This window comes from Rhodoferax sp. XS2R6 (assembly GCF_056521365.1).
On sequence record NZ_JBWMAY010000003.1, the window covers coordinates 228,510 to 254,414 of the forward strand.

At 62.3% G+C, this 25,905-nt stretch carries 24 protein-coding genes; 3 read left to right on the forward strand and 21 right to left on the reverse strand.

Annotated elements, in window-relative coordinates; translation table 11 throughout:
* Positions 1 to 41 precede the first annotated feature (41 nt).
* From AC097A_RS12645 to AC097A_RS12705, 13 genes are all read right to left on the reverse strand, one after another.
* Positions 42 to 1,910 carry a potassium transporter Kup gene (locus tag AC097A_RS12645; RefSeq protein WP_479621111.1) on the reverse strand — a complete coding sequence of 623 codons (1,869 nt, stop codon included), beginning with the start codon at positions 1,908 to 1,910 and terminating at the stop codon, positions 42 to 44.
* A gap of 160 nt (positions 1,911 to 2,070) precedes the next feature.
* Positions 2,071 to 3,357, reverse strand: coding sequence for a glutamate--cysteine ligase (gene gshA / locus AC097A_RS12650; RefSeq protein ID WP_105259389.1), 1,287 nt, complete (start codon positions 3,355 to 3,357; stop codon positions 2,071 to 2,073).
* A 117-nt stretch (positions 3,358 to 3,474) separates the two neighbouring features.
* Positions 3,475 to 4,797 carry a glutamate-5-semialdehyde dehydrogenase gene (locus AC097A_RS12655; protein ID WP_479621112.1) on the reverse strand — a complete coding sequence of 441 codons (1,323 nt, stop codon included), beginning with the start codon at positions 4,795 to 4,797 and terminating at the stop codon, positions 3,475 to 3,477.
* A gap of 70 nt (positions 4,798 to 4,867) precedes the next feature.
* A complete protein-coding gene (gene holA, locus AC097A_RS12660; RefSeq protein ID WP_479621113.1) occupies positions 4,868 to 5,977 on the reverse strand; it encodes a DNA polymerase III subunit delta in 1,110 nt (369 codons plus the stop codon).
* A 114-nt stretch (positions 5,978 to 6,091) separates the two neighbouring features.
* Positions 6,092 to 7,000, reverse strand: coding sequence for an arginase (locus AC097A_RS12665; RefSeq protein WP_479621114.1), 909 nt, complete (start codon positions 6,998 to 7,000; stop codon positions 6,092 to 6,094).
* A complete protein-coding gene (locus AC097A_RS12670; RefSeq protein WP_479621115.1) occupies positions 6,997 to 8,049 on the reverse strand; it encodes an ornithine cyclodeaminase in 1,053 nt (350 codons plus the stop codon). The genes AC097A_RS12665 and AC097A_RS12670 overlap by 4 nt, the downstream gene beginning before the upstream one ends.
* A gap of 191 nt (positions 8,050 to 8,240) precedes the next feature.
* On the reverse strand, positions 8,241 to 8,720 hold the full coding sequence (locus AC097A_RS12675) for an Lrp/AsnC family transcriptional regulator (RefSeq protein WP_105259394.1): 480 nt from the start codon (positions 8,718 to 8,720) through the stop codon (positions 8,241 to 8,243).
* Positions 8,721 to 8,722: 2 nt separating this feature from the next.
* Complete coding sequence (locus tag AC097A_RS12680; protein ID WP_315479760.1) at positions 8,723 to 9,217, reverse strand: LPS-assembly lipoprotein LptE; 495 nt, start codon at positions 9,215 to 9,217, stop codon at positions 8,723 to 8,725.
* A 7-nt stretch (positions 9,218 to 9,224) separates the two neighbouring features.
* Positions 9,225 to 11,975 carry a leucine--tRNA ligase gene (gene leuS, locus AC097A_RS12685; protein WP_479621116.1) on the reverse strand — a complete coding sequence of 917 codons (2,751 nt, stop codon included), beginning with the start codon at positions 11,973 to 11,975 and terminating at the stop codon, positions 9,225 to 9,227.
* Between the two features lie 81 nt (positions 11,976 to 12,056).
* Positions 12,057 to 12,488: a biopolymer transporter ExbD gene (locus tag AC097A_RS12690; protein ID WP_315479762.1), complete on the reverse strand. Its 432-nt coding sequence runs from the start codon at positions 12,486 to 12,488 to the stop codon at positions 12,057 to 12,059.
* Positions 12,485 to 13,126 (reverse strand): MotA/TolQ/ExbB proton channel family protein, encoded by a 642-nt coding sequence (locus AC097A_RS12695; protein ID WP_479621117.1) that lies wholly within the window; start codon positions 13,124 to 13,126, stop codon positions 12,485 to 12,487. The genes AC097A_RS12690 and AC097A_RS12695 overlap by 4 nt, the downstream gene beginning before the upstream one ends.
* Positions 13,123 to 13,926, reverse strand: a complete 804-nt coding sequence (gene dapB / locus AC097A_RS12700; protein ID WP_479621118.1) for a 4-hydroxy-tetrahydrodipicolinate reductase — start codon at positions 13,924 to 13,926, stop codon at positions 13,123 to 13,125. The genes AC097A_RS12695 and dapB overlap by 4 nt, the downstream gene beginning before the upstream one ends.
* Before the next feature lie 24 nt (positions 13,927 to 13,950).
* Positions 13,951 to 14,508, reverse strand: a complete 558-nt coding sequence (locus tag AC097A_RS12705) for an outer membrane protein assembly factor BamE (RefSeq protein ID WP_105259400.1) — start codon at positions 14,506 to 14,508, stop codon at positions 13,951 to 13,953.
* An 82-nt stretch (positions 14,509 to 14,590) separates the two neighbouring features.
* Between AC097A_RS12705 and fur the strand changes: the two genes are divergently transcribed.
* Positions 14,591 to 15,028: a ferric iron uptake transcriptional regulator gene (fur, locus tag AC097A_RS12710; protein WP_105259401.1), complete on the forward strand. Its 438-nt coding sequence runs from the start codon at positions 14,591 to 14,593 to the stop codon at positions 15,026 to 15,028.
* Positions 15,029 to 15,041: 13 nt separating this feature from the next.
* Here fur and hprK read toward each other — a convergent pair whose 3' ends face one another.
* The 4 genes from hprK to AC097A_RS12730 form a co-directional block, all read right to left on the reverse strand.
* A complete protein-coding gene (hprK, locus tag AC097A_RS12715) occupies positions 15,042 to 15,989 on the reverse strand; it encodes an HPr(Ser) kinase/phosphatase (protein WP_105259402.1) in 948 nt (315 codons plus the stop codon).
* A gap of 22 nt (positions 15,990 to 16,011) precedes the next feature.
* Positions 16,012 to 16,479 (reverse strand): PTS sugar transporter subunit IIA, encoded by a 468-nt coding sequence (locus AC097A_RS12720; RefSeq protein WP_105259403.1) that lies wholly within the window; start codon positions 16,477 to 16,479, stop codon positions 16,012 to 16,014.
* Positions 16,480 to 16,570: 91 nt separating this feature from the next.
* Entirely contained in the window at positions 16,571 to 16,900 is a 330-nt protein-coding gene (gene hpf / locus AC097A_RS12725; protein ID WP_105260336.1) for a ribosome hibernation-promoting factor, HPF/YfiA family, read from the reverse strand.
* A 177-nt stretch (positions 16,901 to 17,077) separates the two neighbouring features.
* Positions 17,078 to 18,301: an MFS transporter gene (locus AC097A_RS12730; RefSeq protein WP_479621119.1), complete on the reverse strand. Its 1,224-nt coding sequence runs from the start codon at positions 18,299 to 18,301 to the stop codon at positions 17,078 to 17,080.
* Between the two features lie 204 nt (positions 18,302 to 18,505).
* Between AC097A_RS12730 and corA the strand changes: the two genes are divergently transcribed.
* The gene (corA, locus tag AC097A_RS12735; RefSeq protein WP_105259405.1) at positions 18,506 to 19,492 is read left to right on the forward strand and encodes a magnesium/cobalt transporter CorA; all 987 of its coding nucleotides are present in this window, start codon (positions 18,506 to 18,508) and stop codon (positions 19,490 to 19,492) included.
* 49 nt (positions 19,493 to 19,541) lie between these two features.
* Here the strand turns inward: corA and AC097A_RS12740 are convergent, their stop codons facing one another.
* The 4 genes from AC097A_RS12740 to AC097A_RS12755 all read right to left on the reverse strand — a co-directional run bounded on the left by AC097A_RS12740 (position 19,542) and on the right by AC097A_RS12755 (position 25,205).
* Complete coding sequence (locus AC097A_RS12740) at positions 19,542 to 20,294, reverse strand: 5'-methylthioadenosine/adenosylhomocysteine nucleosidase (RefSeq protein WP_479621120.1); 753 nt, start codon at positions 20,292 to 20,294, stop codon at positions 19,542 to 19,544.
* Between the two features lie 102 nt (positions 20,295 to 20,396).
* Positions 20,397 to 22,070 carry a long-chain-fatty-acid--CoA ligase gene (locus AC097A_RS12745; RefSeq protein WP_479621121.1) on the reverse strand — a complete coding sequence of 558 codons (1,674 nt, stop codon included), beginning with the start codon at positions 22,068 to 22,070 and terminating at the stop codon, positions 20,397 to 20,399.
* Between the two features lie 99 nt (positions 22,071 to 22,169).
* Positions 22,170 to 23,582, reverse strand: a complete 1,413-nt coding sequence (gene pntB / locus AC097A_RS12750) for a Re/Si-specific NAD(P)(+) transhydrogenase subunit beta (RefSeq protein ID WP_479621122.1) — start codon at positions 23,580 to 23,582, stop codon at positions 22,170 to 22,172.
* 12 nt (positions 23,583 to 23,594) lie between these two features.
* On the reverse strand, positions 23,595 to 25,205 hold the full coding sequence (locus AC097A_RS12755; RefSeq protein WP_479621123.1) for a Re/Si-specific NAD(P)(+) transhydrogenase subunit alpha: 1,611 nt from the start codon (positions 25,203 to 25,205) through the stop codon (positions 23,595 to 23,597).
* A 179-nt stretch (positions 25,206 to 25,384) separates the two neighbouring features.
* On the opposite strand from AC097A_RS12755, the gene AC097A_RS12760 reads away from it, so the two are divergent.
* Positions 25,385 to 25,882 (forward strand): NUDIX hydrolase, encoded by a 498-nt coding sequence (locus AC097A_RS12760; protein WP_479621124.1) that lies wholly within the window; start codon positions 25,385 to 25,387, stop codon positions 25,880 to 25,882.
* The last annotated feature ends 23 nt before the right edge of the window (positions 25,883 to 25,905 follow it).

Genomic DNA, 25,905 nt, shown 5'->3' on the forward strand with positions numbered 1-25,905 from the left:
CAGGCACAAAGAAGTGGGGCCGCTGCGCGGCCCCGAGAGATTCAGATTTCGATTTTGGAGCCCAGCTCCACCACCGAGTTGTTCGGTAGATTCAAAAAATCTGCCGCAGCACTGGCATTGTGGTGCATCTGGGCAAACAGCTTTTCGCGCCAGGGCGCCATGCCTTCACCGAGCGTAGGCACCACGGTGTCACGCGAGAGGAAGTAGCTGGTACTCATAGGCTCCAGGTCACAGCCGCGGCCCTTGATCTGTTCCAGCGCCTTGGGCACATCGGGGTCGTTTTTGAAACCGTAGTGGATCACCACCTGCCAGCAGTCGTGGCCCAGGGAGTCGATCTGCAGACGTTTGTCCAGCCCGATCCAGGGCACCTCGTGGTTCTTCACGGTGACAAACAGGTTGCTGGTGTGCAGTACTTTGTTGTGTTTGAGGTTGTGCAACAGCGCATTGGGCACGGTGCCCATCTCGGAGGTGAGGAACACCGCCGTCCCCTCCACGCGTGCGGGTGGGCTCACAAACACGGCTTCCAGAAAACTGGGCAGGTCCAGCGCGTCGGCACGCAGCTTGTCATTGAGCAGGCGTCGGCCGTCCTTCCAGGTCATCATGAGCGTGAACACCGCGCCACCAATGGCCAGTGGGAACCAGCCGCCGTCAAATAGCTTCAGCAGGTTGGAGGCCCAGAACGCAAAGTCGACGATGAAGAAAAAGCCGGTGGCCGCAATACACAGCCACAGCGGGTACTTCCAGCCATGGCGGATGACGTAGAAAGTCAGGATGGTGGTAATCAACATGTCGGTACACACGGCAATGCCGTAAGCCGCCGCCAGATTGCTGGACGACTTGAACATCACCACCGCCAACACGATGGCCACAAACAGGCCCCAGTTCACAAACGGCATGTAGATCTGGCCGGTGTCTTTGACACTGGTGTGCTCAATCTGCAGGCGCGGCAGGTAACCTAGCTGAATGACTTGTTTGGTGACCGAGAAGGCACCCGAGATCAGGGCTTGCGAGGCAATCACCGTGGCCATGGTGGCCAGGCCCACCAGGGGCAGCAGGGCCCAGTCGGGCGCCATCATGAAGAAGGGGTTTTTGACGGCGGCAGGGTTGGCGAGCAACAGGGCGCCTTGGCCAAAGTAGTTGATCACCAGCGCGGGCATGACCACCGAAAACCAGGCCAGACGCACCGGCTTTTTGCCAAAGTGCCCCAGGTCGGCGTACAAGGCCTCTGCACCGGTGACACACAGCACCACCGCCCCCAGGATGACGAAGGTGGTGCCCGGGTTGTTCCACATAAAGCCCAGCGCATAGTGCGGGCTGATGGCCCACAAAATCTCGGGGTGGTCCACGATGTGGCTCACGCCCAGCACCGCCAAAACAGCAAACCAGACCACGGTGATGGGCCCAAAAAACTTGCCGATACCGGTGGTGCCACGCTTCTGTACCGCAAACAAACCGAACAGGATGACCAGGGTGATGGGGATCACATACCGCTTGAAAGCAGGCGAGATGACCTCCAGGCCTTCGACTGCCGAGAGCACCGAGATGGCCGGGGTGATGACGCCGTCGCCATAAAACAGGCAGGTGCCGAAGATGCCGATGATGAGCAAGACGCGGCGCAGCTCGGGCCGGTGTTTGACCGACTGGGAGGCCAGTGCCAGCATGGCCACCAGGCCGCCTTCGCCGTGGTTGTCGGCCCGTAGCACCAGCACCACGTATTTGATGGAGACAATGACCGTCAGGGTCCAGAAGAAGATGGAAAGGATGCCGTAGACGTTGTCCGGGGTGAAAGGCACGTGGCCGGAGCCAAACACTTCTTTCATGGCGTACAGCACGCTGGTGCCAATGTCGCCGTATACAACGCCGATGGCGCCCAGGGTGAGCGCCGCAAGAGACGATTTTGATGCTGACACGAGATCACCCGGCGCGCAGAAGCCGCCGGGTTCCATTCCTGAAGGGACCGCTATTTTGCTCCTGGCGCCTCAGGCCGCAAGCCACAAATCAGCAATTTGCGTGGAATTTGAAACCGTGTTGCAGCGCAGCAACTTGGCGGCGCTACTGGGTTGACGTACCTCAGTCGTAGCGCTCAGCGTCGGGGTCAGTGGCCTCCAGCTCATAACTACCGGCCAGCATGGCCAGGCGGCCGATGACGCCATACATGTAGAAGCGGTTGGGCGCGCTGGCCCCGGGGCGCACGCCGGGCTGAGGTAAGTGCGTACTCTCGGCAAACGCCAGTGGCACATAGGCAGAGCCAGGGGCGCTAAGGTTTTCGTCCTGGCCACGCTCGGCGTGCATGCGGTAAAAACCGCCCACCACATACCGGTCCATCAGGTAAACCACGGGTTCGGCCACGGCGTCGTTGACGCGTTCGTTGGTCAACACACCCTCTTGCAGAATCAGCTCCAGCGGGGCGGGTGCGGCCTCCAGGCCGGCGCCCATTTTGCGCAGCTTGGCTTCCAGGTCCTTGGTGTCGCGCACGGAGAGGATGGCGTTGCCGCTGGTGCGGTTGTCGGCCTTGACGACGACAAAGGGGCGTTCCTTGATGCCGTATTCCTTGTACTTCTTCTTCACCTTGGTGAGCATGGCGTCCACACGCTGCACCAGGGCGTCAATGCCGGCCGGTGTGACCAGGTCCACCACGCCATATTTGTCAAACATCGGGTTAATCAGCCAGGGGTCCACGCCGATGAGCTTGCCAAACCGCTTGGCCACTTCTTCGTAGGCCTTGAAGTGGGTGCTCTTGCGCCGCGTGGTCCAGCTGGCATGCAACGGGGGCAGCAGGTACTGCTCGTGTACCTCTTCCAGGATGCCGGGCACACCGGCGCGCAGGTCGTTATTGAGCAGGATGGTGCAGGGGTCAAAGTCCTTCAAGCCCAGGCGACCCTTGGTACGGATGATGGGCTCGATGGTGATGGACTCACCACCGGGCAGTTCCAGGGTGGTGCTTTTTTTGATCTCGGGGCTGATGGAGCCAATGCGCACATTGAGGCCGGCCATGTGGAAGATGCGGCGCAGCTGGGCCAGGTTACTCAGGTGAAAGGTGCTGCGCGCGTTGTTCTCGGGCACGATGAGCAGGTTGCGCGCCTCGGGGCAAATCTTCTCGATGGCGGCCTGCGCGGCCTGCACCGCCAACGGCAGCATGGCAGGCGTCAGGTTGTTCCAGCCGCCGGGATAAAAGTTGGTGTCGACTGGCGCCAGCTTGAAACCGGCATTGCGCACATCGACCGCGGTGTAGAAGGGCGGTGTGTGCTCCATCCACTCCAGGCGGAACCAGCGCTCGATGGCGGGCATGGAGTCCAGAACCCGTTGTTCGAGTTCATTGATGGGGCCCGTGAGGGCGGTAACAAGATGCGGAACCATGCGACGCTTTCAAAGAGGACTGCCCATTCTAGGGGGCTCCTTCAGGTGGAGAAGTTCCCCGAAATTTCAAGTCCTTTGCCGCAAACCGCCAGAAAAACAGCAGCCCGAGTATTCAGCTCAGCCGCGCACTTCGCCCTCGCCCAGCACCACGTACTTCAAGGACGTCAGCCCCTCAATGCCCACCGGCCCGCGGGCGTGGAACTTGTCGGTGCTGATGCCGATTTCGGCGCCCAGGCCGTACTCAAACCCATCGGCGAAGCGCGTGCTGGCATTCACCATCACGCTGGCCGAATCCACTTCACGCAGAAACTTCTGGGCGTGCACATGGTTGGTGGTGAGGATGGCGTCGGTGTGGTGGCTGCTGTACTGGTTGATGTGGGCAATGGCCTCGTCCACACCGGCCACCACTTTCACGCTGACGATGGGTGCGAGGTACTCCTCGTACCAGTCCTGCTCGGTAGCGGGCACCAGTTTTGCTCCTGAATTAGGAGCTGTTTGCGCAGTATCCACGGGCGCCAGAGGCATATTTGACGTCAAAATGGCCAGTGCTTCGGGGTCGCAGCGCATCTCCACGCCCTTGGCCGCATAGACCGCGCCGATGCGCGGCAAAAACGCGGCCGCCACGCCCCGCGCCACCAGCAGGCCTTCGGTCGCGTTACAGGGGCTGTACTTGTTGGTCTTGGCGTTGTCCGCCACCTTGACGGCCATGGCGATGTCGCAGGGGTCGTCCACATAGGTGTGGCAGTTGCCGTCCAGGTGCTTGATGACGGGCACCTTGGCATCGCGGCTGATACGCTCGATCAGCCCCTTGCCGCCGCGCGGAATGATCACATCCACAAACTGCGGCATGGCAATGAGCTGGCCCACCACTTCGCGGTCGGTGGTCTGCACCAGCTGCACCGCGTCGGCAGGCAGGCCACTCTCGGTTAAAGCTTGCTGTACCAACCGAGCCAGCGCCTTGTTGGAGTCAATCGCCTCGGAGCCACCACGCAAGATGCAGGCATTGCCGCTCTTGATGGACAAACTGGCCGCCTCGATCGTTACATTCGGCCGGCTCTCGAAAATCATGCCAAACACGCCAATCGGTACCCGCATCTGCCCCACGCGGATACCGCTGGGCTGCTGCTTCATGCCAATGATCTCGCCAATCACATCCGCCATGGCGGCCAGCTGCTCGCAGCCTTCGGCACAGGTTTCCAGCACCTTGGGGGTGAGCTTGAGCCGGTCCACCATGGGCGCAGCCAGGCCGTTGGCCACCGCACGTTCAATGTCCTTGGCGTTGTCCACCTGCAAGGCTGCGGTGTTTTCGCGCAGCAGCCTTGCCAAGGCCCGAAGCGCTACGTTTTTAGTAGCTGCTGGCGCACGCGCCATAAGGGCAGAGGCCACTTTGGCCTGAGAACCGAGGGCCAGGGTGTATTCGGTGGTGTTGGTCGCGTTCATAGGGAGATTTTCGCAGATTGCGCAGGGGGCGACCAACGTGCAGGGCCGGTACCCACATCCCTGGGCCGCCTTAGCGCCTGGCGTAGGCCGGGGCGGCGGCTTTGGGGACAGCCCCGCACAAGCCACACAACTGCAACGCCAGCCGGTGCAGCGCCTGCCAGCCGGTGGTGGGCCAGTCGGGTTGTTTGAGGCCTTTGACGATGCCGTCCACCACGTGGGCGGATTGCAGCAGCTCGGCCAGTTTGGATTCGGAGAGTTTGGGTAACACGCGCTCAAACAGGCGCTCTTTCACGCCCCAGATACGGTTCTCACGCAGGGCCATGGGCAGGGGGCGGCCTTGGGCCATGGCGTCTTTCACACGCTTCAAGGCGCGGATGTCTTCGGCCAGCGTGTAATGCACCAGCACCTCGGCCTCGCCCTCGGCCTGCAGGCCGTCCAGCATGCGCTGCACGCGCACTGCCTGACCGGCCAAGACCGCTTCACTGAGTTTGAATACGTCGTAGCGGGCCACATTCAGCACGGCGCTTTCGACCTGCTCCAACGTCAGCACGCCACCCGTGTCTCCTGATGCTGCATCGACGGGGAACAGCAGTCCGAGTTTTTGAATTTCCTGATGCGCGGCCAGCAGGTTGCCCTCCACGCGGTCGGCAAAAAACTGCAGCGTGCGCTGGCCTTCTTCGCCGGCTTCCACGCGCTGGCCCTGCGCGCCCAGACGCTGGGCGATCCACTGTGGCAAGGCACCGCGCTCCACCGGGCTGACTTCCAGCGTGACGCCATTGGCATCCAGCGCAGCAAACCAGGCCGTGGACTTGGTCATCTTGTCCAGACGCGGCAGCAAAACGATGGTGAGCGTGGAATCGTTGCCCTGCGCGCCTTCGGCCAGCTGCTGCAGCGCCACGCTGCCGTCCTTGCCAGGCTTGCCGCTGGGAATGCGGATTTCGACGATCTGTTTGTCGGCAAACAGGCTCAGCGAGCCGCCGGCAGCCAGCACCTCGCTCCAGTCAAAGTGGGCGCCTGCCACGGTGTGGGAGGTGCGCTCGGTATAGCCGTTGGCGCGGGCGTTGGCGCGGATCGCGTCCAGCGCCTCTTGCTGCAGCAGCGGCTCGTCCCCATGCAGGGTGTACAGGCTCTTGAGCCCGCGCTGCAGGTGGTTACTGAGTTGGTTGGCCGCGAGTTGCATAGGGGACTGAGTTTAAGGCCCCCACGCTCCGCCGCTACGCGGGTCGCTGCCCCCAAAGGGGGCTAACTCGCCTTGGGGCGGCCTGGCGGCGAGTTGCGGCCCCTGCGTTCAGGTTCAGGCCGCAAGCCCCATCGTCTTGGCTTCAGGCGCCAACACTGCACAGACCAGATCGGTCGCGGCCTGGGCGGTTTGGCCGCCAAAGTCCCGCAGCGGGTTGTACTCGGTCAGTTCCAGCGCCATAAACCGCGAGTCCTGGCTGCAACCGGCCAGCACCTGCAATGCATCGGCCAGGCGTATGCCCTGCTCCACCGGCGTACCGGTGCCCGGCGCATCGCGCGGGTCCAGGCCGTCCAGGTCAAAACTAATGCCCCAGCCGGCGGTTCCGGTTTGCACGCGGGTGCGGGCTTCGTCAAAACACGCGGCGAAGCCACGCTCCAGCACTTCGGGCATAAACATGACACGCACACCCAAGCCATCGAGCAGCGCCTTCTCGGCGGGTTCGTAGCTGCGTGCGCCGATGATGACCAGGTGCTCGGGACGCAGCTTGTGGCGCCAGCCAAACAAATCTGTCATCCCCACCGAGCCATAGCCCAACAACGCCGCCACGGGCATGCCGTGCGGTGCCTGGCTGTCCGAGGTCTCGGGGGTGTGGGCGTCCAGGTGTGCATCGATCCAGACCAGACCCAGCGCGCCCTGCGGACGCAGGTGGTCGGCAACGGCGCTCCAGGTGCCGACGGCGCAGGAATGGTCGCCACCCAGCACCAGCGGCTGCTGGTTCTGGCGCAGCACTTGGGCCACCGTGCCGGCCAAGCGCTCGGAGAATCCTTCGATGGCATTCAACCGGCTGGTCGCCAGCATGGGCTGGGCGGTCACCGTGTCACCCCAGGTAATGGTGCGGCCGGTGGCGGCCAAAGCATTCGCAATGCCATGCTCGCGCAAGGCTGCGGCGCCCCATTTGCAGCCGCCGTCGCTGGCGCCCTCGCCCACCGCGGCACCCACCAGATGCAGGACAGCGTGGCTCATGCGGCTTTGCGCAACACAGGGCGTGCGGCGGTGGCGCAGGCAAACAGGTCTTTGGGATCTGGCAGGTCGGGTACCAGTTGCACGGTGCTGCCCACGCCCAGTTTTTGCGACAGGGCATGCACATAACGCAGGGCCGACAGGTCTTCCAGCGCAAAACCGACCGAGTCAAACAGCGTGACCTGGGCGGCGTTGTCGCGGCCCACCGTGGTACCCGCCAGCACCCGCCAGAGCGGGTGCGTCACAAAATCGGCCGGCATTTGCTGCAGCTCGCCTTCGATGCGGGTTTGCGGCTCGAACTCCACAAACACCTTGGCGTGGTTCAGGATCTCGGCCTGCAGCTCGGTCTTGCCGGGGCAGTCGCCGCCCACGGCGTTCAGGTGCATGCCGGGTTCGACCATGTCTGCGGTCAGGATGGTGGCGTTGGTTTTGTCGGCGGTCACTGTGGTCACGATGTCGGCACCGCGCACGGCTTCACGTGTGGAGGCGCAGCGCACGATAGTGAGATTGCCAGCGTCGGTGTAAGGGCGCAGGTTGTTGACCAGCTTGTCGGTGGCCTTGGGGTCCACATCGAACACGCGCAGCGTGGTGATACCCAGTTGGGTCATGAAGGCAATCGCCTGGAATTCGCTTTGCGAACCATTGCCGATCAAGGCCATGGTCTTGCTCTCGGGCCGGGCCAGCACCTTGGCGGCCATGGCAGAGGTGGCCGCGGTGCGCAGTGCGGTGGTAATGGTCAGCTCGCTCAGCAGCTCGGGGTAACCGGTGGCCACATCGGCCAGCACACCAAAGGCCATGACGGTAGACAGGCCCTGCAGCGGGTTCTTGGGGTGGCCGTTGACGTATTTGAACGCATAGAGCGCGTTATCGGACACAGGCATCAACTCGATCACGCCGTTGGTGCTGTGGTTGGCGGTGCGGGGGGATTTGTCAAAATCCTCCCAGCGCAGAAAGTCTTCGCGGATGGTCTGGGCCATCTCGGACATCATGGGGGCCAGGCCGTGCTGGCGCACCAGCTCTTGCATGTCGTGGACGTCGATGTAGCGGGTCATGGTTCTCTCTCCTCGTTGGGCCGGAGGCGGTGCGGAATCCGCAGACCTGCACAGGCCTTGAGGGGCCACCCGGCATGAGAGAAAGTTTAGGCTGGGGGCGGCGCTGTAAGCGCCGAAGCGTCGCAGGGAAAGCGCTGTAAGCGCTGAACTGGCAGCAGAACGCTTCCGTTTCAGAAGCACCCCAAGGCGACCTAGCTGTCGTCGCGCACCATGAGCGGGAAGCCCGCAAATTCCTTGACCGTTTGCAGCTCGGTACTGGTCACCACCTTGTCGATGCCCAGGCCCACGTCGTCAATCCAGGTGTTGGTGAGGTCGCGGTAGTGCGCCAAGTCGCGGCAGGCCAGGCGCACCAGGTAGTCGTAGCGGCCGCTGACCAAGTGGCAGGCAATCACCTCGGGGCAGGCCACCATGGCCGCCTCGAAGCGCTGCACTGTGGCCTGACGCTGGTCCTTGAGGGCAATCTCGGCAAACACCGACACATGCTCGCCCAGCGCCTTGCGCGCCAGCAGCGCGCGGTAGCCGGCGATCAGGCCGTCGTCTTCGAGCCGGCGGATGCGGTTCAGCGTGGCGCGGGCCGAGAGGTTGACTTCTTCGGACAGGGCCTGGGCGCTCATGCGCCCGTCACGCTGCAGCAGCTCCAGCAGGGTTTGGTCCACGCGGTCCAGTGCCATGCTCAGTCCAGGGTTTTGACCGCGGCAATGCGGCGCAGCAGCTGCTGCACGATGTCGGACTGCATGTCGCGGTACAGCAGCGCTTCTTCAGCCTCCTTGGCCAGCACGGCGGATTCGTTGAAGCTGATGTCACGCTGCTGGATGATCTCGGTGTCCGCGATCAGCTCACGCCCCTGTGGCGTGCGCATACGGAACTTGACGCGAATGCGCAGCTGGAACTCGCGCACCTGGCCCGAAGCATTCACCCCCACCACCGTTTTCTCGCGCAGCTCCTGCAGAATGTCCACCACCACCTGCGGCGGCTGGCCACCGGCGGACGGCACCAAGGGGCGCACAGCGCTGCCCAGGTAACGCGCCAGCTCGGACGCCACCGCGCCACCACGCTCGGGGGTGACAGCAACGGTCTCGAACGCAAAGGTCTGCTGGCCGCGCAGCTTGAAGCCGCAGCCGGCCAGTACGACGACCAGTGGCAAAGCAAACAGGTAGCGGCGTTGCATCACAGGCTTAGACCACCACGTTGACCAAGCGGCCGGGTACCACAATGACCTTCTTGGCTGTAGCGCCGGCTGCGTGGCTCAGGAAAGCCTCGCTGGCCAGGGCGGCAGCTTCAATGGCTTCTTTGCTGGCACCGGCGGGCACACGCACCGAACCGCGCAGCTTGCCATTGACCTGCAGCACCAGCTCGATTTCGTCCTGCACCAGGGCCGAGGCATCGACCAGGGGCCAGGGCGCGTCCAGCAGGTCACCCAGCGTACCGGCGTAACCCAGCTCGGACCACAGCGTGTGCGCAAGGTGGGGCGTGGCCGGGTAGAGCACGCGCAGCAGGATGCCAAAACCTTCGATCAGCGCCACCTGGGCGCCCGCGCTGTCCAGGGCCTTGAAGCCCTCCAGCGCATTGATCATCTTCATGGTGCCGGACACCACGGTGTTGTACTGCATGCGCTGGTAGTCAAAATCCACCTGCTTGAGCACGGTGTGCATCTCCAGGCGCAGGGCCTTGGCTTCCTTGCCAAATTCCACGTCTTTCAGGCTGCTAGCCCCCGTTGCACTTGCGCTGGCAGCTACCAAATCCATAGCAGACAGCTTGTAGCCAAAGTTCCAGACGCGGCGCAGAAAGCGGTAGCTGCCTTCCACTGCGGCGTCGTTCCACTCCAGCGTGGCCTCGGGTGGCGCGGTGAACATGGTGTAGATGCGGGCCGTGTCGGCGCCGTATTTGGCGATCAGCGCCTGCGGGTCCACGCCGTTGTTCTTGGACTTGGACATGGTGCCCACGCCCTCGTAATCGATGGCAGTGCCCACGGGCAGCCGGCCATCGCCGCTGTCAGCTTCGTTCTTGAGCTTGGCGCCCACCACCTTGCCGGCTTCGTCCAGCACATGCTCCACGTCATGCGGCCAGAAGTAGTCTTTGCCACCCTTGGCGGTGCGGCGGCTGTAAATGTGGTTCAGCACCATGCCCTGCGTCAGCAGCTTGGTGAAGGGTTCGTCCACCTTCACCAGGCCCAGGTCGCGCATCACCTTGGTCCAGAAGCGGGCATACAGCAAGTGCAGGATGGCGTGCTCGATGCCGCCGATGTACTGGTCCATGCCACTGCCGCCGGTGGCCAACTGTTGGTCGCGCATCCAGTAGTCGGTGCCGCCGGCCACCATGGCCTCTGCATTCTTGGGATCGCAATAACGCATGAAGTACCAAGAGGAATCCACAAAGGTGTCCATGGTGTCGGTCTCACGCCGTGCGGCCTTACCGCACACGGGGCAGACCACACCGGCGTGGAAGCCTTCGTGCTTGTGCAGCGGGTTGCCCGAACCATCGGGCACGCAGTCCTGCGGCAGCACCACGGGCAGGTCTTGCTCGGGCACCGGCACGGCGCCGTGTTCTTCGCAATGGATGATGGGGATGGGCGTGCCCCAGTAGCGCTGGCGGCTCACACCCCAGTCGCGCAGGCGCCAGGTGGTCTTCTTCTCGCCCAGGCCCTTGGCGGCCAAGTCGGCTGCCACCGCGTCCACGGCGGCCTTGTAGGCCAGGCCGTCGTACTTGCCGGAGTTCACGGTCAGGCCGCGCTGCTTGTCGCCATAGCTGTCGGCCCAGGCAGTCGCCGAGAAGGTTTCACCTTCCACTGCGACGACCTGCTTGATCTCGATGCCGTACTTCAGCGCAAACGCGAAGTCGCGTTCGTCGTGCGCCGGCACGCCCATGACGGCGCCATCGCCATAGCCCATGAGCACGTAGTTACCCACCCACACCGGCACTTGCGCACCGGTCAGCGGGTGCGTGACAAACAAGCCCGTAGGCTGGCCCTTCTTCTCTTGCGTGGCCAGCTCGGCCTCGGTGGTGCCACCGTGCTTGCACTCTTCAATGAAGGCGGCCAGTGCGGCGTTGCCCACAGCGGCATGCGCGGCCAGCGGGTGCTCGGGCGCCACGGCGCAGAAGGTCACGCCCATGATGGTGTCGGCGCGTGTGGTGAACACGTACATGCGGCCTTCGCCAATCAGTGTGCCGCTAGCGTCCTTGATGTCATGCGGGAACGCAAAACGCACGCCTTCGCTCTTGCCGATCCAGTTTTCCTGCATCAGGCGCACGCGCTCAGGCCAGCCGTTCAGCGTGGCCTTTTCGTTGCCCACCTGCACATGGTCCAGCAGTTCCTGGGCGTAGTCGGTGATCTTCAGGTAGTAGCCAGGGATCTCGCGCTTCTCCACCACGGCGCCGGTGCGCCAGCCCTTGCCGTCAATCACCTGCTCGTTGGCCAGTACGGTTTGGTCCACCGGATCCCAGTTCACCACCTGGGTCTTGCGGTAGGCAATGCCTTTTTCCAGCATCTTGAGAAACAGCCACTGGTTCCACTTGTAGTACTGCGGGTCGCAGGTGGCGACCTCACGGCTCCAGTCGATGGCCAAGCCCATGGCCTGCATCTGGCCCTTCATGTAGGCGATATTCTCAAAAGTCCACTGGGCCGGTGGCACCTTGTTCTTCAACGCGGCATTCTCGGCCGGCAGTCCAAACGCGTCCCAGCCCATGGGCATGAGCACGTTGTAGCCGTTCATGCGCAGGTAGCGCGTGAGCATGTCGTTGATGGTGTAGTTGCGCACATGGCCCATGTGCAGCTTGCCGCTGGGGTAGGGCAGCATGGAGCAGGCGTAGAACTTCTTTTTGCCCTCGTCCTCGGTCACGCGGTAGGCGTTCTGGCCGTTCCATAAGGGCTGGGACCAATGGTCCTGGGCCGATTTTTCTACGTCGAGGTGCTGGTACTTGTCTTGCATGGGGATGGGGCAGCGACTGGCTGCCAATGGAAAAGGCGTGAAAGGATTTTAGGCGCTGCGCCAGCGCAGGCGATTCGGGGGCTACGGGGCAGCGGCAGGTGGCTCGGGGTTGGCCACAAAACCAATACGGCTCAGGCCCGCGGTATGCGCCAGACCCATGACCTCGACCACCCGGCCATAGGGCACGGTGGCATCGGCGCGCAGCTGCACCTCGGTGAGCGGGTTGCGGGTAGCCGCCTGCTTGAGCTCTTGCGCCAGGGCCGGCAAAGCAATCGGCTGGTCCGCCAGGTAGACCTGGCCAGACTTGTCCAGCGCGAGCGCTACAAACTGGGGGGCATCCGCAGCTTGGGCGCCTTCGGTTTGGGGCAGGTCCACCTTCACGGCACTGACCATGAGTGGTGCGGTAATGATGAAGATCACCAGCAGCACCAGCATGACGTCGATGAGCGGCGTCATGTTGATGTCGCTCATCGGCTGTGCGCTGGGCGTGCGCTCCAGACGGCCGAAACTCATGGCTCTTGCGTCAACAGGAGCTCGCGCAGGTCGCGGGCAAACCCTTCCAGGTCCGCCTCGATACGGCTAATCAGGCGGCCGAGGATGTTGTAGCCCAACACGGCAGGGATGGCGACCGCCAGGCCTGCTGCGGTCATGATCAAGGCCTCGCCCACGGGGCCGGATATCTTGTCGATGCTGACCTGGCCAGAACCCGCAATGCCCATGAGGGCGTGGTAAATGCCCCAGACCGTCCCCAACAAACCCACAAAGGGCGCGGTGGACCCGACCGTGGCCAACAGCACCTGACCGGCCTGTAACTGGCGCAACACCCCATGCAGGGCGTCGCGCAACACACGGGTCAGTTGTTGGGAGCGGTCGCCGCTGGCACCCAGCGTGCCGGGCAACGTTTGCTGCGTGGCCTCTACCAGCGGGCTGACCAGCAATTCCCGGTCAAACGCCCGCACGGCCGTTTGGGCCTGCGCCCAGTCCGGCGCCTGCCAGAACGCAGCAGTGCTGCGGCCTACATCGCGCACCGCGCGCTGCAGCAGCCAGCCCTTCCACAAAATCACCACCCAGCTGCACACCGACATGCCCAGCAGCACCACGGACACCGTGGTGCTGACCGCATCGCCCTGGAACAGTGGGATAGCGCTCATTTCAGGTTGAGCACATCAAACATGTCGAACAGGCCCGCCTTGCGCCCGGCCAGAAAACGCGCGGCGCGCAAGCTTCCCTGGGCGTAAGTAACTCGGCTGGAGGACTTGTGGCTGATCTCGATGCGCTCACCGGTACCGGCAAACAGCACGGTGTGGTCACCCACGATGTCGCCCCCGCGGATGGTGGCAAAACCAATGCTGGACGGATCGCGCTCGCCGGTCACGCCATAACGTTCGTAGACGGCGCACTCTTTCAAGTCGCGGCCCAAGGCGTCGGCAATCACTTCGCCCATCTTCAGGGCCGTGCCCGAGGGGGCATCGACCTTGTGGCGGTGGTGGGCTTCGACGATTTCGATGTCGTAGCCGGTAGACAGGGCCTTGGCAGCCATTTCCAGCAGCTTGAGGGTGACGTTGACGCCCACGCTCATGTTGGGCGCCATCATGATGGCAATGTGTTGGGACGCCTCGGCAATCTCGGCCTTCTGTGCATCGCTAAACCCGGTGGTGCCAATGACGGCCGACACTCCCAGCTCACGGCACACACGCAAATGCTCCAGCGTGCCTTCGGGGCGCGTGAAGTCGATCAGCACATCGCAGCCCTTCAGGCCTTGGCGCAGGTCCGAGGTGATCAGCACGCCGGTTGACTGGCCAGAGAACGCACCAGCGTCCTGGCCCAGGGCGGGGCTACCGGCCATGTCCAACGCGCCGCCCAGGCGGCAGTCGTCGGCCGCACGCACGGCCTCAATCAACATCTGGCCCATGCGGCCGGAAGCGCCAGCAATGGCGATGGTGTGGGTCATGTCCCTGTCCTGTAGAGAAAAACGTTATTGCGCCGCAGGCTCCAGTGGCGGATAGGCCACCGGAGCGTTGGAGGCAGGGGCCGCGGAGCCCGTCGCAGTGCTGGCGGGTGCGGGGAATTTCTGTAACTTGTCTTCCGGCGCGCTCAGGGCAGGCAGCGGGCCCTTGACAGGAGAGGACTTGAGCGTGGCCACAAACTCCGACTCGCTGGGGAGATCGTCCGCCTCGACACGCTCCAGCGCGTCGTTCGTAAAAAACACCGTCACACGGCGCGACTGGGGTTCTGCGCCCTGACGCTTGAGGGTGAACACATAGTCCCAGCGGTTGGCATGGAACACACTGGCCAACAGGGACGAGCCCAACACGTCCTGCACCATGGCACGCGGCATGCCGGGGCGCAACACCGCGAGTTGCTCTCGTGTCACCACATTGCCCTGCACGATGTCGATTTTGTAGGGCCGCACGCTTTGTGCTGCCTTGGCGACCGTATCTCCTGTGCTACTCAGCGTGCTGCAGCCAGCCAAGGCAGCCAGGGCCAAAACGACCAAGGGAAAACGGGTGCTGCGCAGCAGGTTGTTGGGCATGAAGAGTCAGGAACGATATGATCACGCGATTGTAGCGGCTGGCCTGTGCCAGCCCGACTTGCGTTCGCGCCGGGAGAATGCCATGAGCAACATCAACGAACTGAAAAATACAGGCCTCAAAGCAACCGTTCCGCGCCTGAAAATTCTGGAGGTTTTCCAACGCGGAACGCAACGCCACATGACCGCCGAAGACGTGTTTCGCGTCTTGCTGCAAGAGCGCTCAGACGTGGGCCTAGCCACGGTATACCGGGTGCTGACACAATTTGAGCAAGCCAGCATCCTGAGCCGCAGCCACTTTGAGAGCGGCAAGGCGGTGTACGAACTCAACGAAGGCCAGCACCACGACCATTTGGTGTGCCTGGACTGCGGACGGGTAGAAGAGTTTTACGACGCGGAAATTGAGAAGCGCCAGCACGCCGTGGCCAAGGCCAAAGGCTTCACGATTGCAGACCACGCGCTGAGCCTGTACGCCACCTGCACCAAGGACAAGTGCCCCCACCGCAATAGCCCATCCGCCTGAGCGGATCGTCCCGTCAGCCTTGCGACATCGCCTTGCGATGGCGCTCGACGAACTCCTGGTAGGTGTCGATACCGCGCAGCTGCAGGATGGTGTTGCGTACGGCGGCCTCGACCAGCACCGCAATGTTGCGACCGGCCACCACCTGGATCACCACCTTGCGCACCGGAATGCCCAGCACATCCTGGGTAAGCGGCTCGTAGGGGATACGCTCGTATTCACGCTCCAGGGTCTCGCGCCGCACAAGGTGCACGATGAGTTTCAGGCGCATACGGCGGCGCACCGCGGTTTCGCCAAAAATGCCGCGGATGTCGAGCAGGCCAATACCGCGCACTTCGAGCAAGTTTTGCAGCAGCTCAGGACAACGGCCCTCGATCGTGGTCTGGTTGATGCGGTACAAATCCACGGCATCGTCGGCCACCAAGCCGTTACCACGCGAAATCAGCTCCAGACCCAGCTCGCTCTTGCCCAGGCCGGATTCACCGGTGATGAGCACTCCCAAACCCAGAATGTCCATGAACACCCCGTGCATGGACATGCGTTCAGCAAAGTGTTTGGACAAGTAGGCCCGCAACACGTCAATGACAAAGGCCGATGATTCCTTGGTGGCAAACATCGGAATTTGCGCCCGCTCACACATGGACAGCAGGGCCTGCGGCGCCGCCTGGCCATCGGCCAAGACCAACACCGGGGGCTCCAGTGTCACGATGCGGGAAATGCGGCGCGCACAGTCCTCGGGCGTGGCATTGGTGATGTAGGTGATTTCGCGCTCACCCAGAATCTGGACGCGGTAGGGATGGATGTAGTTGAGGTAACCCACCAAATCGGCCCCGGATCGAGCGGCGCTGATGGCAACTTCGTCAAAACGGCGCTCCGAGGCGCCCAGCCCGGCCACCCACTCCCAGCGCAGGTAGGCCCGGAACTCTTCAAACAGGGCGTCTGCGCTGACCGCGGTGGGTTTCACGACACGCCTCGACTACAGAAATTCAGGCAGCACGTGCCGACTGCCAACCGGTGATCAGGCCGTGCAGTTGGCCGGCATCGTCACAGGCGGTGAGTTGCTCGCGCAGGCTCGCATCGCTGAGCAATTCGGCAATTTCGGAGAGGATTTCGAGGTGTTTCTGCGTGGCCGCCTCGGGCACCAGCAGAAAAATCAGCAAACTGACCGGCACATCGTCCGGGGCATCAAACCCAATCGGTTTGGCCAACTGAAACACCGCCGCCATGGGGGCCTTGAGGCCCTTGATACGGCCATGGGGAATCGCCACGCCATGCCCCAGGCCCGTCGAGCCCAGGCGTTCCCGGGAAAACAGGCTGTCGGTGACCAGCGCACGGCTGAGGCCATGCAGGTTCTCGAACAGCAGGCCCGCTTCTTCAAAAGCGCGCTTTTTGCTGGTGACATCGACTTGCGCAAGAACTTGCGAAGCGGAGAGGATGGACGCGAGTCGGTTCATGGTGTGAGGCGAATTATGCACACAAAAAAACCGCCCGTGAAAGGGCGGTTTTTGGGTGGCAGTCCCTAGGGCTTTGGGACTACAGCGGGCCTTACATCAAACGCTTGGGGGCCTCATGGTGGTGGTTTTGGAGCCGGTCCTTGTGGCGAACCACCTGGCGGTCCAGCTTGTCGACCAAGTCATCCACGGCAGCGTACAGGTCCTCGTGGGCGCTTTCGGCAAACATGTCGCTGCCCTTGACGTGGATGTTGCACTCGGCGCGTTGCCGTCGCTCCTTCTCCTTTTGCTTCTCAACGGTAAGTAGTACCTTGACATCGACCACTTGGTCGAAATGCCGCATGATGCGATCGAGCTTGGTCGTGACATAACTGCGCAGGGCGGGGGTAACTTCAAGGTGATGACCGCTGATCGTCAAATTCATAAATAGCCTCCAGTTGCTCTCAGGGTTGACAAAGCCTTCCATTTGCGGTGGTCGGCGCTCACACTAAAAATCCGAAATTTCTGAACCCTATTTGCGGTCGTCTTGAGAATGACTATGCGCCCGTTTGGTGGCGATTGCAATCGGTTTTTGTAATGCAATGCAACATGCAGGGGCTCTTTACTTGGGCGCTGGCGCAGCCATTTGGTGCAGCTGCAAACGCGCGCCCACCACAATGGTGAGCAGACTGGCGACACCCCCCACCACGGCGGCAACCCCATAGTTTTGCACCATACCCGCCGCATCCCGGCTGATGATGTAACCACCCACTAAGGCGGCCAGACCCATGGCACCGGACTGGACGGCGGAATTGAGGGTCATGAACGTCCCGCGCAACGCGGGGTTGGCAGCCGAGGTGAGCATGGCCATGCCGGGGATCATGCGCCCGCTCATACACACAAAAAACAAGGTGGAGACCAGCAGTACCCAACCCATGGCCACCTGCCCCAGCTGCGTGATGGCCAGCATGGGCACCAGGACGACGGCAGCCATTACCCGAAAGGTTTTGAATTTGCCCCAGCCATCGGCCAGGCGCCCAACCACACGCGCGGTCAGCAAGGTGGCCACTCCGCCGCACAGGTAGATGTACGGAATCTGGTCTGCGCGCATGCCCACATTGGCCTGCATGTAGATGGTGATGTAGGGGATGACAGTAAATCCCGCAAACATCAGCAGGGCCGAGAACACAAATGCGCGCTGGTGGTTGCGGTCCACCACCACATCGCGGATACGGCTCCAGGATGAGGTATGCACCTGGGCGGCCACATGGTCTTTCAAAGAAGGCATGGTCACGTGGGCAAACACCATGAACAACACACTGAGTACGGCAATCAGAATAAAAGGCAGGTGCCAGCCAAAGTGAGCCGCCAGAAACAAGCCCAGGGGCACACCTGCCACGGTAGACACGGAAAACGAGGTCATGACCACCCCCATGGCGCGGCCACGGCGCTCGTAGGGGATCACGTCACCCACAATGGTCTGACTCAAGGCCGAAAGCACGCCACCAAAGATGCCGGCAGCGATGCGGGCCACCATCAGGCTGCCATAGGTCGGCGCCAGGCCACAGGCCAGTGTGGACAGCGCAAACAAACCGTACAACACCATGAGCAGGCGCTTGCGGTCAAACCGGTCGATGTAGGTGGAAGCCGCCAAGCCCGAAGCGCCCGCCGCCAGGGTGTAGGCCGACACCAGCATGCCAAACTGGGCGTCACTGATGTGGAACAGCGCGGTCAGCGCAGGCCCCAGGGGCATCATGATCATGAAGTCCAGGATGTTGGTGAACTGGATCCCCGCGAGGGTGATCAAGAGCCAAAGTTCGCGGCGCGGCGAGAGTGCAGTGGACATGGGAAAAGACCAAAAAGAAGTGCGGCGGAATGGCCAGCGGGACACTCTACCACCCCGTTCTCGGTGCGATAATTTGTGCAACGTCACTATCGGAGAACGCTCCTTGGAAACCTACCCTAGTCGGTAGCTTTCAACTCCCAGCACTGCATCGGGGTTGAAAGCACCCAGCCCGCACCGCAGACAACACCACATCGGGAGTGAGCCATGCTCAATATCTTTACGCTCGCCAACGGTCGACTCTTTCAGGAAGAAATCGAGTCGCTGGAAGAGCTTTCCAAATTCCAGCCCATCTGGGTGGACCTCGAATCCCCCACGCTGGAAGAAAAGCGCTGGGTCAAACAGTACTACGGCCTGTCCATCCCGGAAGACGCGATGGACGAAGACATTGAAGAGTCCGCCCGCTTTTACGCCGAAGACAACGGCGACGTCCATATCCGCAGCGACTTCTTGGTGGCCGACGACAACGAGCCCCGCACCGTGCGCGTGGCCTTCATCCTGAACCTGGTCAACGCCAACCTCAAGAGCAAGGGTGTGCTGTTTTCCATCCACGACGAAGACGTGCCGGTGTTCCGCCTGCTGCGCATGCGCGCGCGCCGCGCGCCGGGCCTGATTGAAGATGCCAAAGAAGTGCTGCTCAAGCTGTTTGATGCCGACGCCGAATACTCCGCCGACACGCTGGAGGGCATCTACGACGAACTGGAAAAAGTCAGCAACAAAGTGCTGTCAGGCGACGTGACCGATGCCATGGCCGGCGAAGTGCTGGGCGCGATTGCCCGCCACGAGGACATGAATGGCCGCATCCGCCGCAACGTGATGGACACGCGCCGCGCCGTGAGTTTCATGATGCGCAGCAAGATGCTCAATGCCGAGCAGTTTGAAGAAGCGCGGCAGATTCTGCGCGACATCGACTCGCTGGACTCCCACACGGCCTTCCTGTTCGACAAGATCAACTTCTTGATGGACGCCACCGTCGGTTTCATCAACATCAACCAGAATAAGATCATCAAGATCTTTTCGGTGGCCAGCGTCGCCCTGCTGCCCCCCACACTGATTGCCAGCCTGTATGGCATGAACTTCCAGTACATGCCCGAGTTGAGTGCCAAGTGGGGCTACCCGTATGCACTGGCCTTGATGGTGGCCAGCGCGCTGGTGCCCATGTGGTACTTCCGCAAACGCGGCTGGCTCAAATAATTCAAGCAAAATTGGGCCCTAGCCCCCATGGAATATGCGCAAGCAGCTATTATTTTGATAGCGTTTTGAGCAAATTTTCGACAATGCCCAGGGCATACACACTCGCGACCTCCTGCACAAACGTGCGGAAGTCCCCATGGGCGGTGTCGTCCGCCCGGTCGGAGATGGTGCGCACCGCGGCAAACGGCACGCCGTAGTCGGCGCACACCTGGGCCACGGCGGCGCCTTCCATCTCCACTGCCAATGGCACATGGCCCGCCGCCCGCAACTGCCCCACCAGCGCCGCCACTTCGGCGGCACTGTTCACAAAACGGTCACCACTGGCAATCAGGCCGTGATGGACCACGGGGGCACGGCCCTGGTGGCGAATGCCGGCCAGTGCGGTGTCGCTGGCCATCTGCAAGGCGCCACACAGGCCCACATCCCCCACAAACACGGCTTGGCCATACAGCGGAATTTCGTAACGCGGAAACAGCGGCGAGGCATCCATGTCGTGCTGCAGATAAGACGTGCCCACCACCACATCCCCCACCTGCACACCGTCCCCCACACCCCCGGCCACGCCGGTGAAAACCACCCGATTCACCCCCAGATGGGCAATCAGCGCGGTGGCGGTAGTGGCCGCCGCCACCTTGCCAATGCGCGACAGGGCCAGCACCACCGGTTGGCCCCACAAGTTGCCGCACCAAACCGTGCGCCCGGCCAGCACCACCTCGCTCACGCCCTGCATGTGCTGCAACAAACCGGCCTGCTCTTCGGCCAGGGCACTCAGAATGGCAATGGGGGCGGAAGTGACGGGCATAGGTGCAACGTTCAAAAGACGGTAGCGTAGCAGGCACAAAAAAGCGGCCCGCAGGCCGCTTTTGCATACCAACCGCCTGGTGGCGACTGGTAGAACACCGCGTCACTTGTCGCGCAACTCGCGCCGCAGGATCTTGCCCACCGGGGTCTTGGGCAGGTCGGCCCGGAATTCGATCACCTTGGGCTGTTTGTAGCCGGTGAGGTTTTCCTTGCAGAAATGGCGCACCGCCTCTTCGCTGAGGTTGGGGTCTTTCTTGACGATGACCAGCTTCACGGCCTCGCCCGTTTTGGCATCGGCCACACCCACACACGCACATTCCATGACGCCCGGCATCTGGGCCACCACGTCTTCCAGCTCGGTGGGGAACACATTAAAGCCGCTGACCAGAATCATGTCCTTCTTGCGGTCCACGATCTTGAAGAAACCCTTCTCGTCCACCACGCCAATGTCGCCGGACTTGAAGAAACCGTCCGAGGTCATGACCTTGGCAGTTTCGTCCGGGCGCTGCCAATACCCCGCCATCACCTGTGGGCCTTTGATGGCGATCTCGCCACTCTGGCCGGCGGGCACTTCGTTGCCATCGTCGTCCAGGAGTTTCATGTAGGTGCTGGAAACAGGCACGCCAATGGTGCCGGTGTACTCGTTGGAGGTGATGGGGTTGCAACTCGCGATGGGCGATGTCTCGCTCAAGCCATACCCCTCGCAAATCGGACAGCCGGTTTTTTCAAACCACAGTTTTGCCACCGCGCTCTGCACGGCAGTGCCGCCGCCGACCGAAACCTTCAAATGCCTCCAGTCCACGGTGTTGAAATCGGGGTGGTTGGCCAGACCGTTGAACAGGGTGTTGACCGCAGGGAAGCTGTGGATGGTGTGCTTGGAAAGCTCCTTGAGCACGCCCGGAATGTCCCGTGGGTTGGGGATCAGGATCAGCTTACCGCCGGTGCGCATGGACAACATCATGCCCACGGTAAAAGCGAAGATGTGGTACAGCGGCAAAGCACACACCGATGTGGGCTGCACTCCGGCAGGCACCTTGGCCATGGCGGGGCCATACCAGGCCTCGGCCTGCAGCGCGTTGGCGATCACGTTGCGGTGCAAGAGCACGGCGCCCTTGGACACGCCGGTAGTGCCGCCCGTGTACTGCAACACGGCCACATCGTCCGCCTTGATGTCAGGCTTCTTGAACGGAGCCTTGGTGCCGCGGGCGATAGCTTCATTAAAACGCACCGCACCGATCAGGCTAAACGCGGGCACCATCTTCTTGACGTTGCGCACGACATAGTTCACCAGCGCGCCCTTGAGCAGGCCCAACTGGTCACCCATGGCACACAGCACCACATGTTTGACCGGCGTGGCGGCGATGCATTTTTCCAGCGTGGTGGCAAAGTTCTCAATGATGACGATGGCTTTGGCGCCCGAGTCCTTGAGCTGGTGTTCCAGTTCGCGCGGGGTGTAGAGCGGGTTCACGTTCACAACCACAAAACCGGCGCGCAAAATGCCGGCTACGGCCACCGGGTATTGGGGCACGTTGGGCATCATGATGGCCACACGATCCCCCTTGACCAGGCCCAGACCCTGCAGGTAGGCGGCAAAGGCCTGGCTCAGGCTGTCGGTCTGGGCGTAGGTCACGTCCTTGCCCATGAAGTTGTAGGCCACGCTGCCGGCGTGCTTCTGGAAGCTCTCTTCCATCAACCCCACCAGCGAGGGGTACATCGCGGTATTGATGTCTGCCGGAACTCCCTTGGGGTAGCTGCTCAGCCAAATGCGATCTGTCATGTCCTTGTCTCCATCCTCTTTTTTTAAACCCAACCCAGTATTTTCACGGCCCCGGGGGCGGCACATGTGTGTGCTTTCCCTAGGTTTTGTCGGCAGACCTCAGGCTTTTAACGCCCCCAGCACCTCGTCCAACATCTTCTTGGCATCGCCAAACAACATGCGGTTGTTGTCTTTGTAGAACAGGGGGTTGTCCACACCCGCGTAACCCGAGGCCATGCTGCGCTTCATCACGATGGAGGTCTTGGCCTTCCAGACTTCGAGCACCGGCATGCCGGCAATCGGGCTGGTCGGGTCGTCCTGCGCCGAGGGGTTCACGATGTCGTTGGCGCCAATCACCATCACCACATCGGTCTCGGGGAAATCGTCGTTGATCTCTTCCATCTCGAACACGATGTCGTACGGCACTTTGGCTTCGGCTAGCAGCACATTCATGTGGCCGGGCATGCGCCCTGCCACGGGGTGGATGCCAAAACGCACATTGACACCTTTTTCGCGCAGCGTGCGCGTAATCTCGAACACCGTGTGCTGGGCCTGTGCCACGGCCATGCCGTAACCGGGAACAATGATCACGCCCTTGGCTTCACGCAGCAGCTCGGCCGTTTCGCCCGCATTCACGGCCACCACCTCACCGGCTGGCTGGGCAGCGCCTGCAGCGGGCTTGGCTGCGGCAGGGGCGGTACCAAAGCCGCCCGCAATCACGCTGATGAAACTGCGGTTCATGGCGTTGCACATGATGTAGGACAGGATGGCACCGCTGGAGCCGACCAGTGCACCAGTCACGATCAACAGATCATTCGACAGCATGAAACCGGTGGCCGCGGCGGCCCAGCCGGAATAGCTGTTGAGCATGGACACCACCACCGGCATGTCGGCGCCGCCAATGGCCATCACCATGTGTACACCAAACAACAGGGCCACCACGGTCATCACGATCAGCGGCGTCATGCCCTCGGCCACCGAAGTGGACTGGATGAACTCGCGCCCGAACCAGATCACCACCAGCAGACCGGCCAGATTCAACAAATGGCGGCCCGGCAACAACAACGGCTTGCCACCAATCTTGCCGTTGAGCTTGCCAAAGGCGATCAGCGAACCAGAGAAGGTGACGGCACCAATCAGGATTCCGATATAGATCTCCACTTCGTGGATCACCTTCTCGGCACCCGTGTGCTGGATCGAGGTATCGACATAACTGGCAAAACCGACCAGGCACGCGGCCAGACCCACCATGCTGTGCATCAGCGCCACCAGCTCGGGCATTTGGGTCATCTGGACAGTGCGGGCCGCATACAGGCCCACGCCTCCGCCCAGCACCATGGCACCGGCAATCCAGGGAAGGCCGGCCGCGGTGACGGTTGGGCCAAACACTGTGGCCAGCACGGCCAGGGCCATGCCCACCATGCCATACAGATTGCCGCGCAGGGCGGTGGACTGGTTGGACAGGCCGCCCAGGCTCAGGATAAACAGAATGGTCGCGCCAATGTAGGAGACCGTAGCCAAACTTGCAGACATCTTCAGGTCTCCTTACTTGCGGAACATGGCCAGCATGCGCTGGGTGACGGCAAAGCCGCCAAACATATTGATGGCGGTCAGCACAATGGCCGCCGCCGCCAGCCAGGTGATCAGGCTGTCCGGGCGCCCCACGGCACCGGCAATGGGCGAAATCTGCACCAGCGCACCAATGGCGATGATGCTGCTGATGGCATTGGTCACGCTCATCAGCGGTGTGTGCAGCGCGGGCTTGACGTTCCACACCACCATGTAGCCCACAAAACAGGCCAGCACAAACACCGTGAAATGCCCCAGGAAGGCGGCAGGTGCAAAGCTGCCGATCAGCCAGAACAGCAAGGCTGCCACGGCCATCAGGATGATGAGGCTCTTGGCCGACATGGGTTCACTCGCAGCACCGTGGCCGTGCGCGGGTTTCTTCACCGCCACAGGCGCTGCCTTGGCTGCAGCAGCGGGCGCCGCTGGCAGCTTGGGCGCCGGGGCCGGCCAAGTCACGCTGCCATCCTTGATGACGGTCAGGCCACGAATGGCGTCGTCGTCCATATTGATATTGGCGACACCGTCTTTGGCTTTGCACAGTTCCTCGCTCAGGCGGAACAGGTTATTGGCATACAGGGTGGACGACTGTTTGGACAGGCGCGAGGCCAGGTCGGTGTAACCGACGATGGTCACCCCGTGTTTCACGACGGCTTGGCCCGGTTCGGTCAGCTCGCAATTGCCTCCCTGCTCGGCCGCCATGTCCACAATCACACTGCCCGGCTTCATGGACCGCACCATCTCGGCGGTGATGAGTTTGGGAGCCGGCTTGCCAGGAATCAGCGCGGTGGTGATGATGATGTCCACCTCGCGGGCCTGCTTGGCGTACATCTCACGCTGCGCCTGCTGGAAGCCCTCGCTCATGACCTTGGCGTAGCCGCCGCCACCGCCGCCTTCTTCTTCGTAGTCCACCTTGACGAATTCGCCGCCCAGCGAGGTGACCTGGTCAGCCACCTCAGCCCGCGTGTCGTTGGCACGCACGATGGCGCCCAGGCTGGCCGCGGTACCGATGGCCGCCAGACCGGCCACACCGGCACCCGCGATAAAGACCTTGGCGGGGGGTACCTTGCCCGCAGCTGTGATTTGGCCATTGAAGAAACGGCCAAAAGCGTTGGCCGCTTCGATGACCGCGCGGTAACCGCTGACACCGGCCATGGACGTGAGCGCGTCCATCTTCTGGGCACGGCTCAGGGTGCGGGGCAGCGCGTCAATCGCCAGCACGGTCGCCTTGCGGGCCGCCAGCTGTTGCAGCAGATCGGGGTTTTGCGCGGGCCAGATAAAGCTGATGAGGGTGCCGCCTTCGCGCAGCAGGCCCACTTCGTCGCTGGAGGGGCCACGCACCTTGAAGACGATGTCGGACTGGGCCCAGAGCTCGGCGGCAGTGGCCACCACTTCAGCGCCCGCCGCGCGGTAGCTGTCGTCGTCGCAATTGGCCAAGGCCCCTGCACCCGATTCGACACTGACCCGGAAGCCTAGCTTGATCAGCTTCTCCACAACTTCCGGAACCGTGGCAACGCGTTTCTCCCCAGGGAATATCTCCTTGGGAACACCAATACGCTGTCCTGTTTCAGTGGGAACACTGGTCTGCATCAAGCAACTCCTCAACGTGGATGGGGCCTAGCCCTGGGGCGTGTTTCGCGGCGGTAAGGTTCGCGAAAGGTATCTGGGCGGCAACTTTAACTGAATTTCCCAGCGCAACAGCCCGTCTGGCGCCGCGTGCGCAACGGCCCCGCGCAAAACAGCCCAACCCTGCATGCCCATAATCCCGCATGACCCAACGATGGAAACCCAGTGTGACGGTAGCCGCCATCATTGAGCAGCACGGCCGCTTCTTGCTGGTGGAAGAACACACACCCGAAGGCCTGCGTCTGAACAACCCAGCCGGCCACCTGGACCCCGCAGAGTCGCCCGCTCAGGGTTGTTCCCGAGAGGTATTAGAGGAAACGGCCTATGCCTTTACGCCCACTTACTTGGTGGGTCTGTACCTGTCGCGCTTTCAGCGCCAGCGGGCCGACGCACGGGAGGACGTGACCTACCTGCGCTTTGCCTATGCGGGCACCCTGGGCGCCTTCGATGCAGCGCGCACGCTGGACACCGGCATCGAGCGCACCGTGTGGCTAACCGCCGACGAGCTGCGCGCCAGCCAAGAGCGGCACCGCAGCCCACTGGTGTTGCAGTGCATGGAAGACTACCTGCGTGGCCAGCGCTACCCGCTGGAGCTGGTGTATGCCGATGCCAGCCTTTGGAATCCGGTCACATCGCTATAAAAACAGGAGCTAGTTGCGCACTA

Bases quoted from the DNA above. Each gene is read 5' to 3' on its own strand.
- gshA (WP_105259389.1), bottom strand. From the start codon at position 3,357: ATGGTTCCGCATCTTGTTACCGCCCTCACGGGCCCCATCAATGAACTC.
- AC097A_RS12655 (WP_479621112.1), bottom strand. From the start codon at position 4,797: ATGAACGCGACCAACACCACCGAATACACCCTGGCCCTCGGTTCTCAG.
- holA (WP_479621113.1), bottom strand. From the start codon at position 5,977: ATGCAACTCGCGGCCAACCAACTCAGTAACCACCTGCAGCGCGGGCTC.
- AC097A_RS12665 (WP_479621114.1), bottom strand. From the start codon at position 7,000: ATGAGCCACGCTGTCCTGCATCTGGTGGGTGCCGCGGTGGGCGAGGGC.
- AC097A_RS12670 (WP_479621115.1), bottom strand. From the start codon at position 8,049: ATGACCCGCTACATCGACGTCCACGACATGCAAGAGCTGGTGCGCCAG.
- AC097A_RS12675 (WP_105259394.1), bottom strand. From the start codon at position 8,720: ATGGCACTGGACCGCGTGGACCAAACCCTGCTGGAGCTGCTGCAGCGT.
- AC097A_RS12680 (WP_315479760.1), bottom strand. From the start codon at position 9,217: ATGCAACGCCGCTACCTGTTTGCTTTGCCACTGGTCGTCGTACTGGCC.
- leuS (WP_479621116.1), bottom strand. From the start codon at position 11,975: ATGCAAGACAAGTACCAGCACCTCGACGTAGAAAAATCGGCCCAGGAC.
- AC097A_RS12690 (WP_315479762.1), bottom strand. From the start codon at position 12,488: ATGAGTTTCGGCCGTCTGGAGCGCACGCCCAGCGCACAGCCGATGAGC.
- AC097A_RS12695 (WP_479621117.1), bottom strand. From the start codon at position 13,126: ATGAGCGCTATCCCACTGTTCCAGGGCGATGCGGTCAGCACCACGGTG.
- dapB (WP_479621118.1), bottom strand. From the start codon at position 13,926: ATGACCCACACCATCGCCATTGCTGGCGCTTCCGGCCGCATGGGCCAG.
- AC097A_RS12705 (WP_105259400.1), bottom strand. From the start codon at position 14,508: ATGCCCAACAACCTGCTGCGCAGCACCCGTTTTCCCTTGGTCGTTTTG.
- fur (WP_105259401.1), top strand. From the start codon at position 14,591: ATGAGCAACATCAACGAACTGAAAAATACAGGCCTCAAAGCAACCGTT.
- AC097A_RS12720 (WP_105259403.1), bottom strand. From the start codon at position 16,479: ATGAACCGACTCGCGTCCATCCTCTCCGCTTCGCAAGTTCTTGCGCAA.
- hpf (WP_105260336.1), bottom strand. From the start codon at position 16,900: ATGAATTTGACGATCAGCGGTCATCACCTTGAAGTTACCCCCGCCCTG.
- AC097A_RS12730 (WP_479621119.1), bottom strand. From the start codon at position 18,301: ATGTCCACTGCACTCTCGCCGCGCCGCGAACTTTGGCTCTTGATCACC.
- corA (WP_105259405.1), top strand. From the start codon at position 18,506: ATGCTCAATATCTTTACGCTCGCCAACGGTCGACTCTTTCAGGAAGAA.
- AC097A_RS12740 (WP_479621120.1), bottom strand. From the start codon at position 20,294: ATGCCCGTCACTTCCGCCCCCATTGCCATTCTGAGTGCCCTGGCCGAA.
- AC097A_RS12745 (WP_479621121.1), bottom strand. From the start codon at position 22,070: ATGACAGATCGCATTTGGCTGAGCAGCTACCCCAAGGGAGTTCCGGCA.
- pntB (WP_479621122.1), bottom strand. From the start codon at position 23,582: ATGTCTGCAAGTTTGGCTACGGTCTCCTACATTGGCGCGACCATTCTG.
- AC097A_RS12755 (WP_479621123.1), bottom strand. From the start codon at position 25,205: ATGCAGACCAGTGTTCCCACTGAAACAGGACAGCGTATTGGTGTTCCC.
- AC097A_RS12760 (WP_479621124.1), top strand. From the start codon at position 25,385: ATGACCCAACGATGGAAACCCAGTGTGACGGTAGCCGCCATCATTGAG.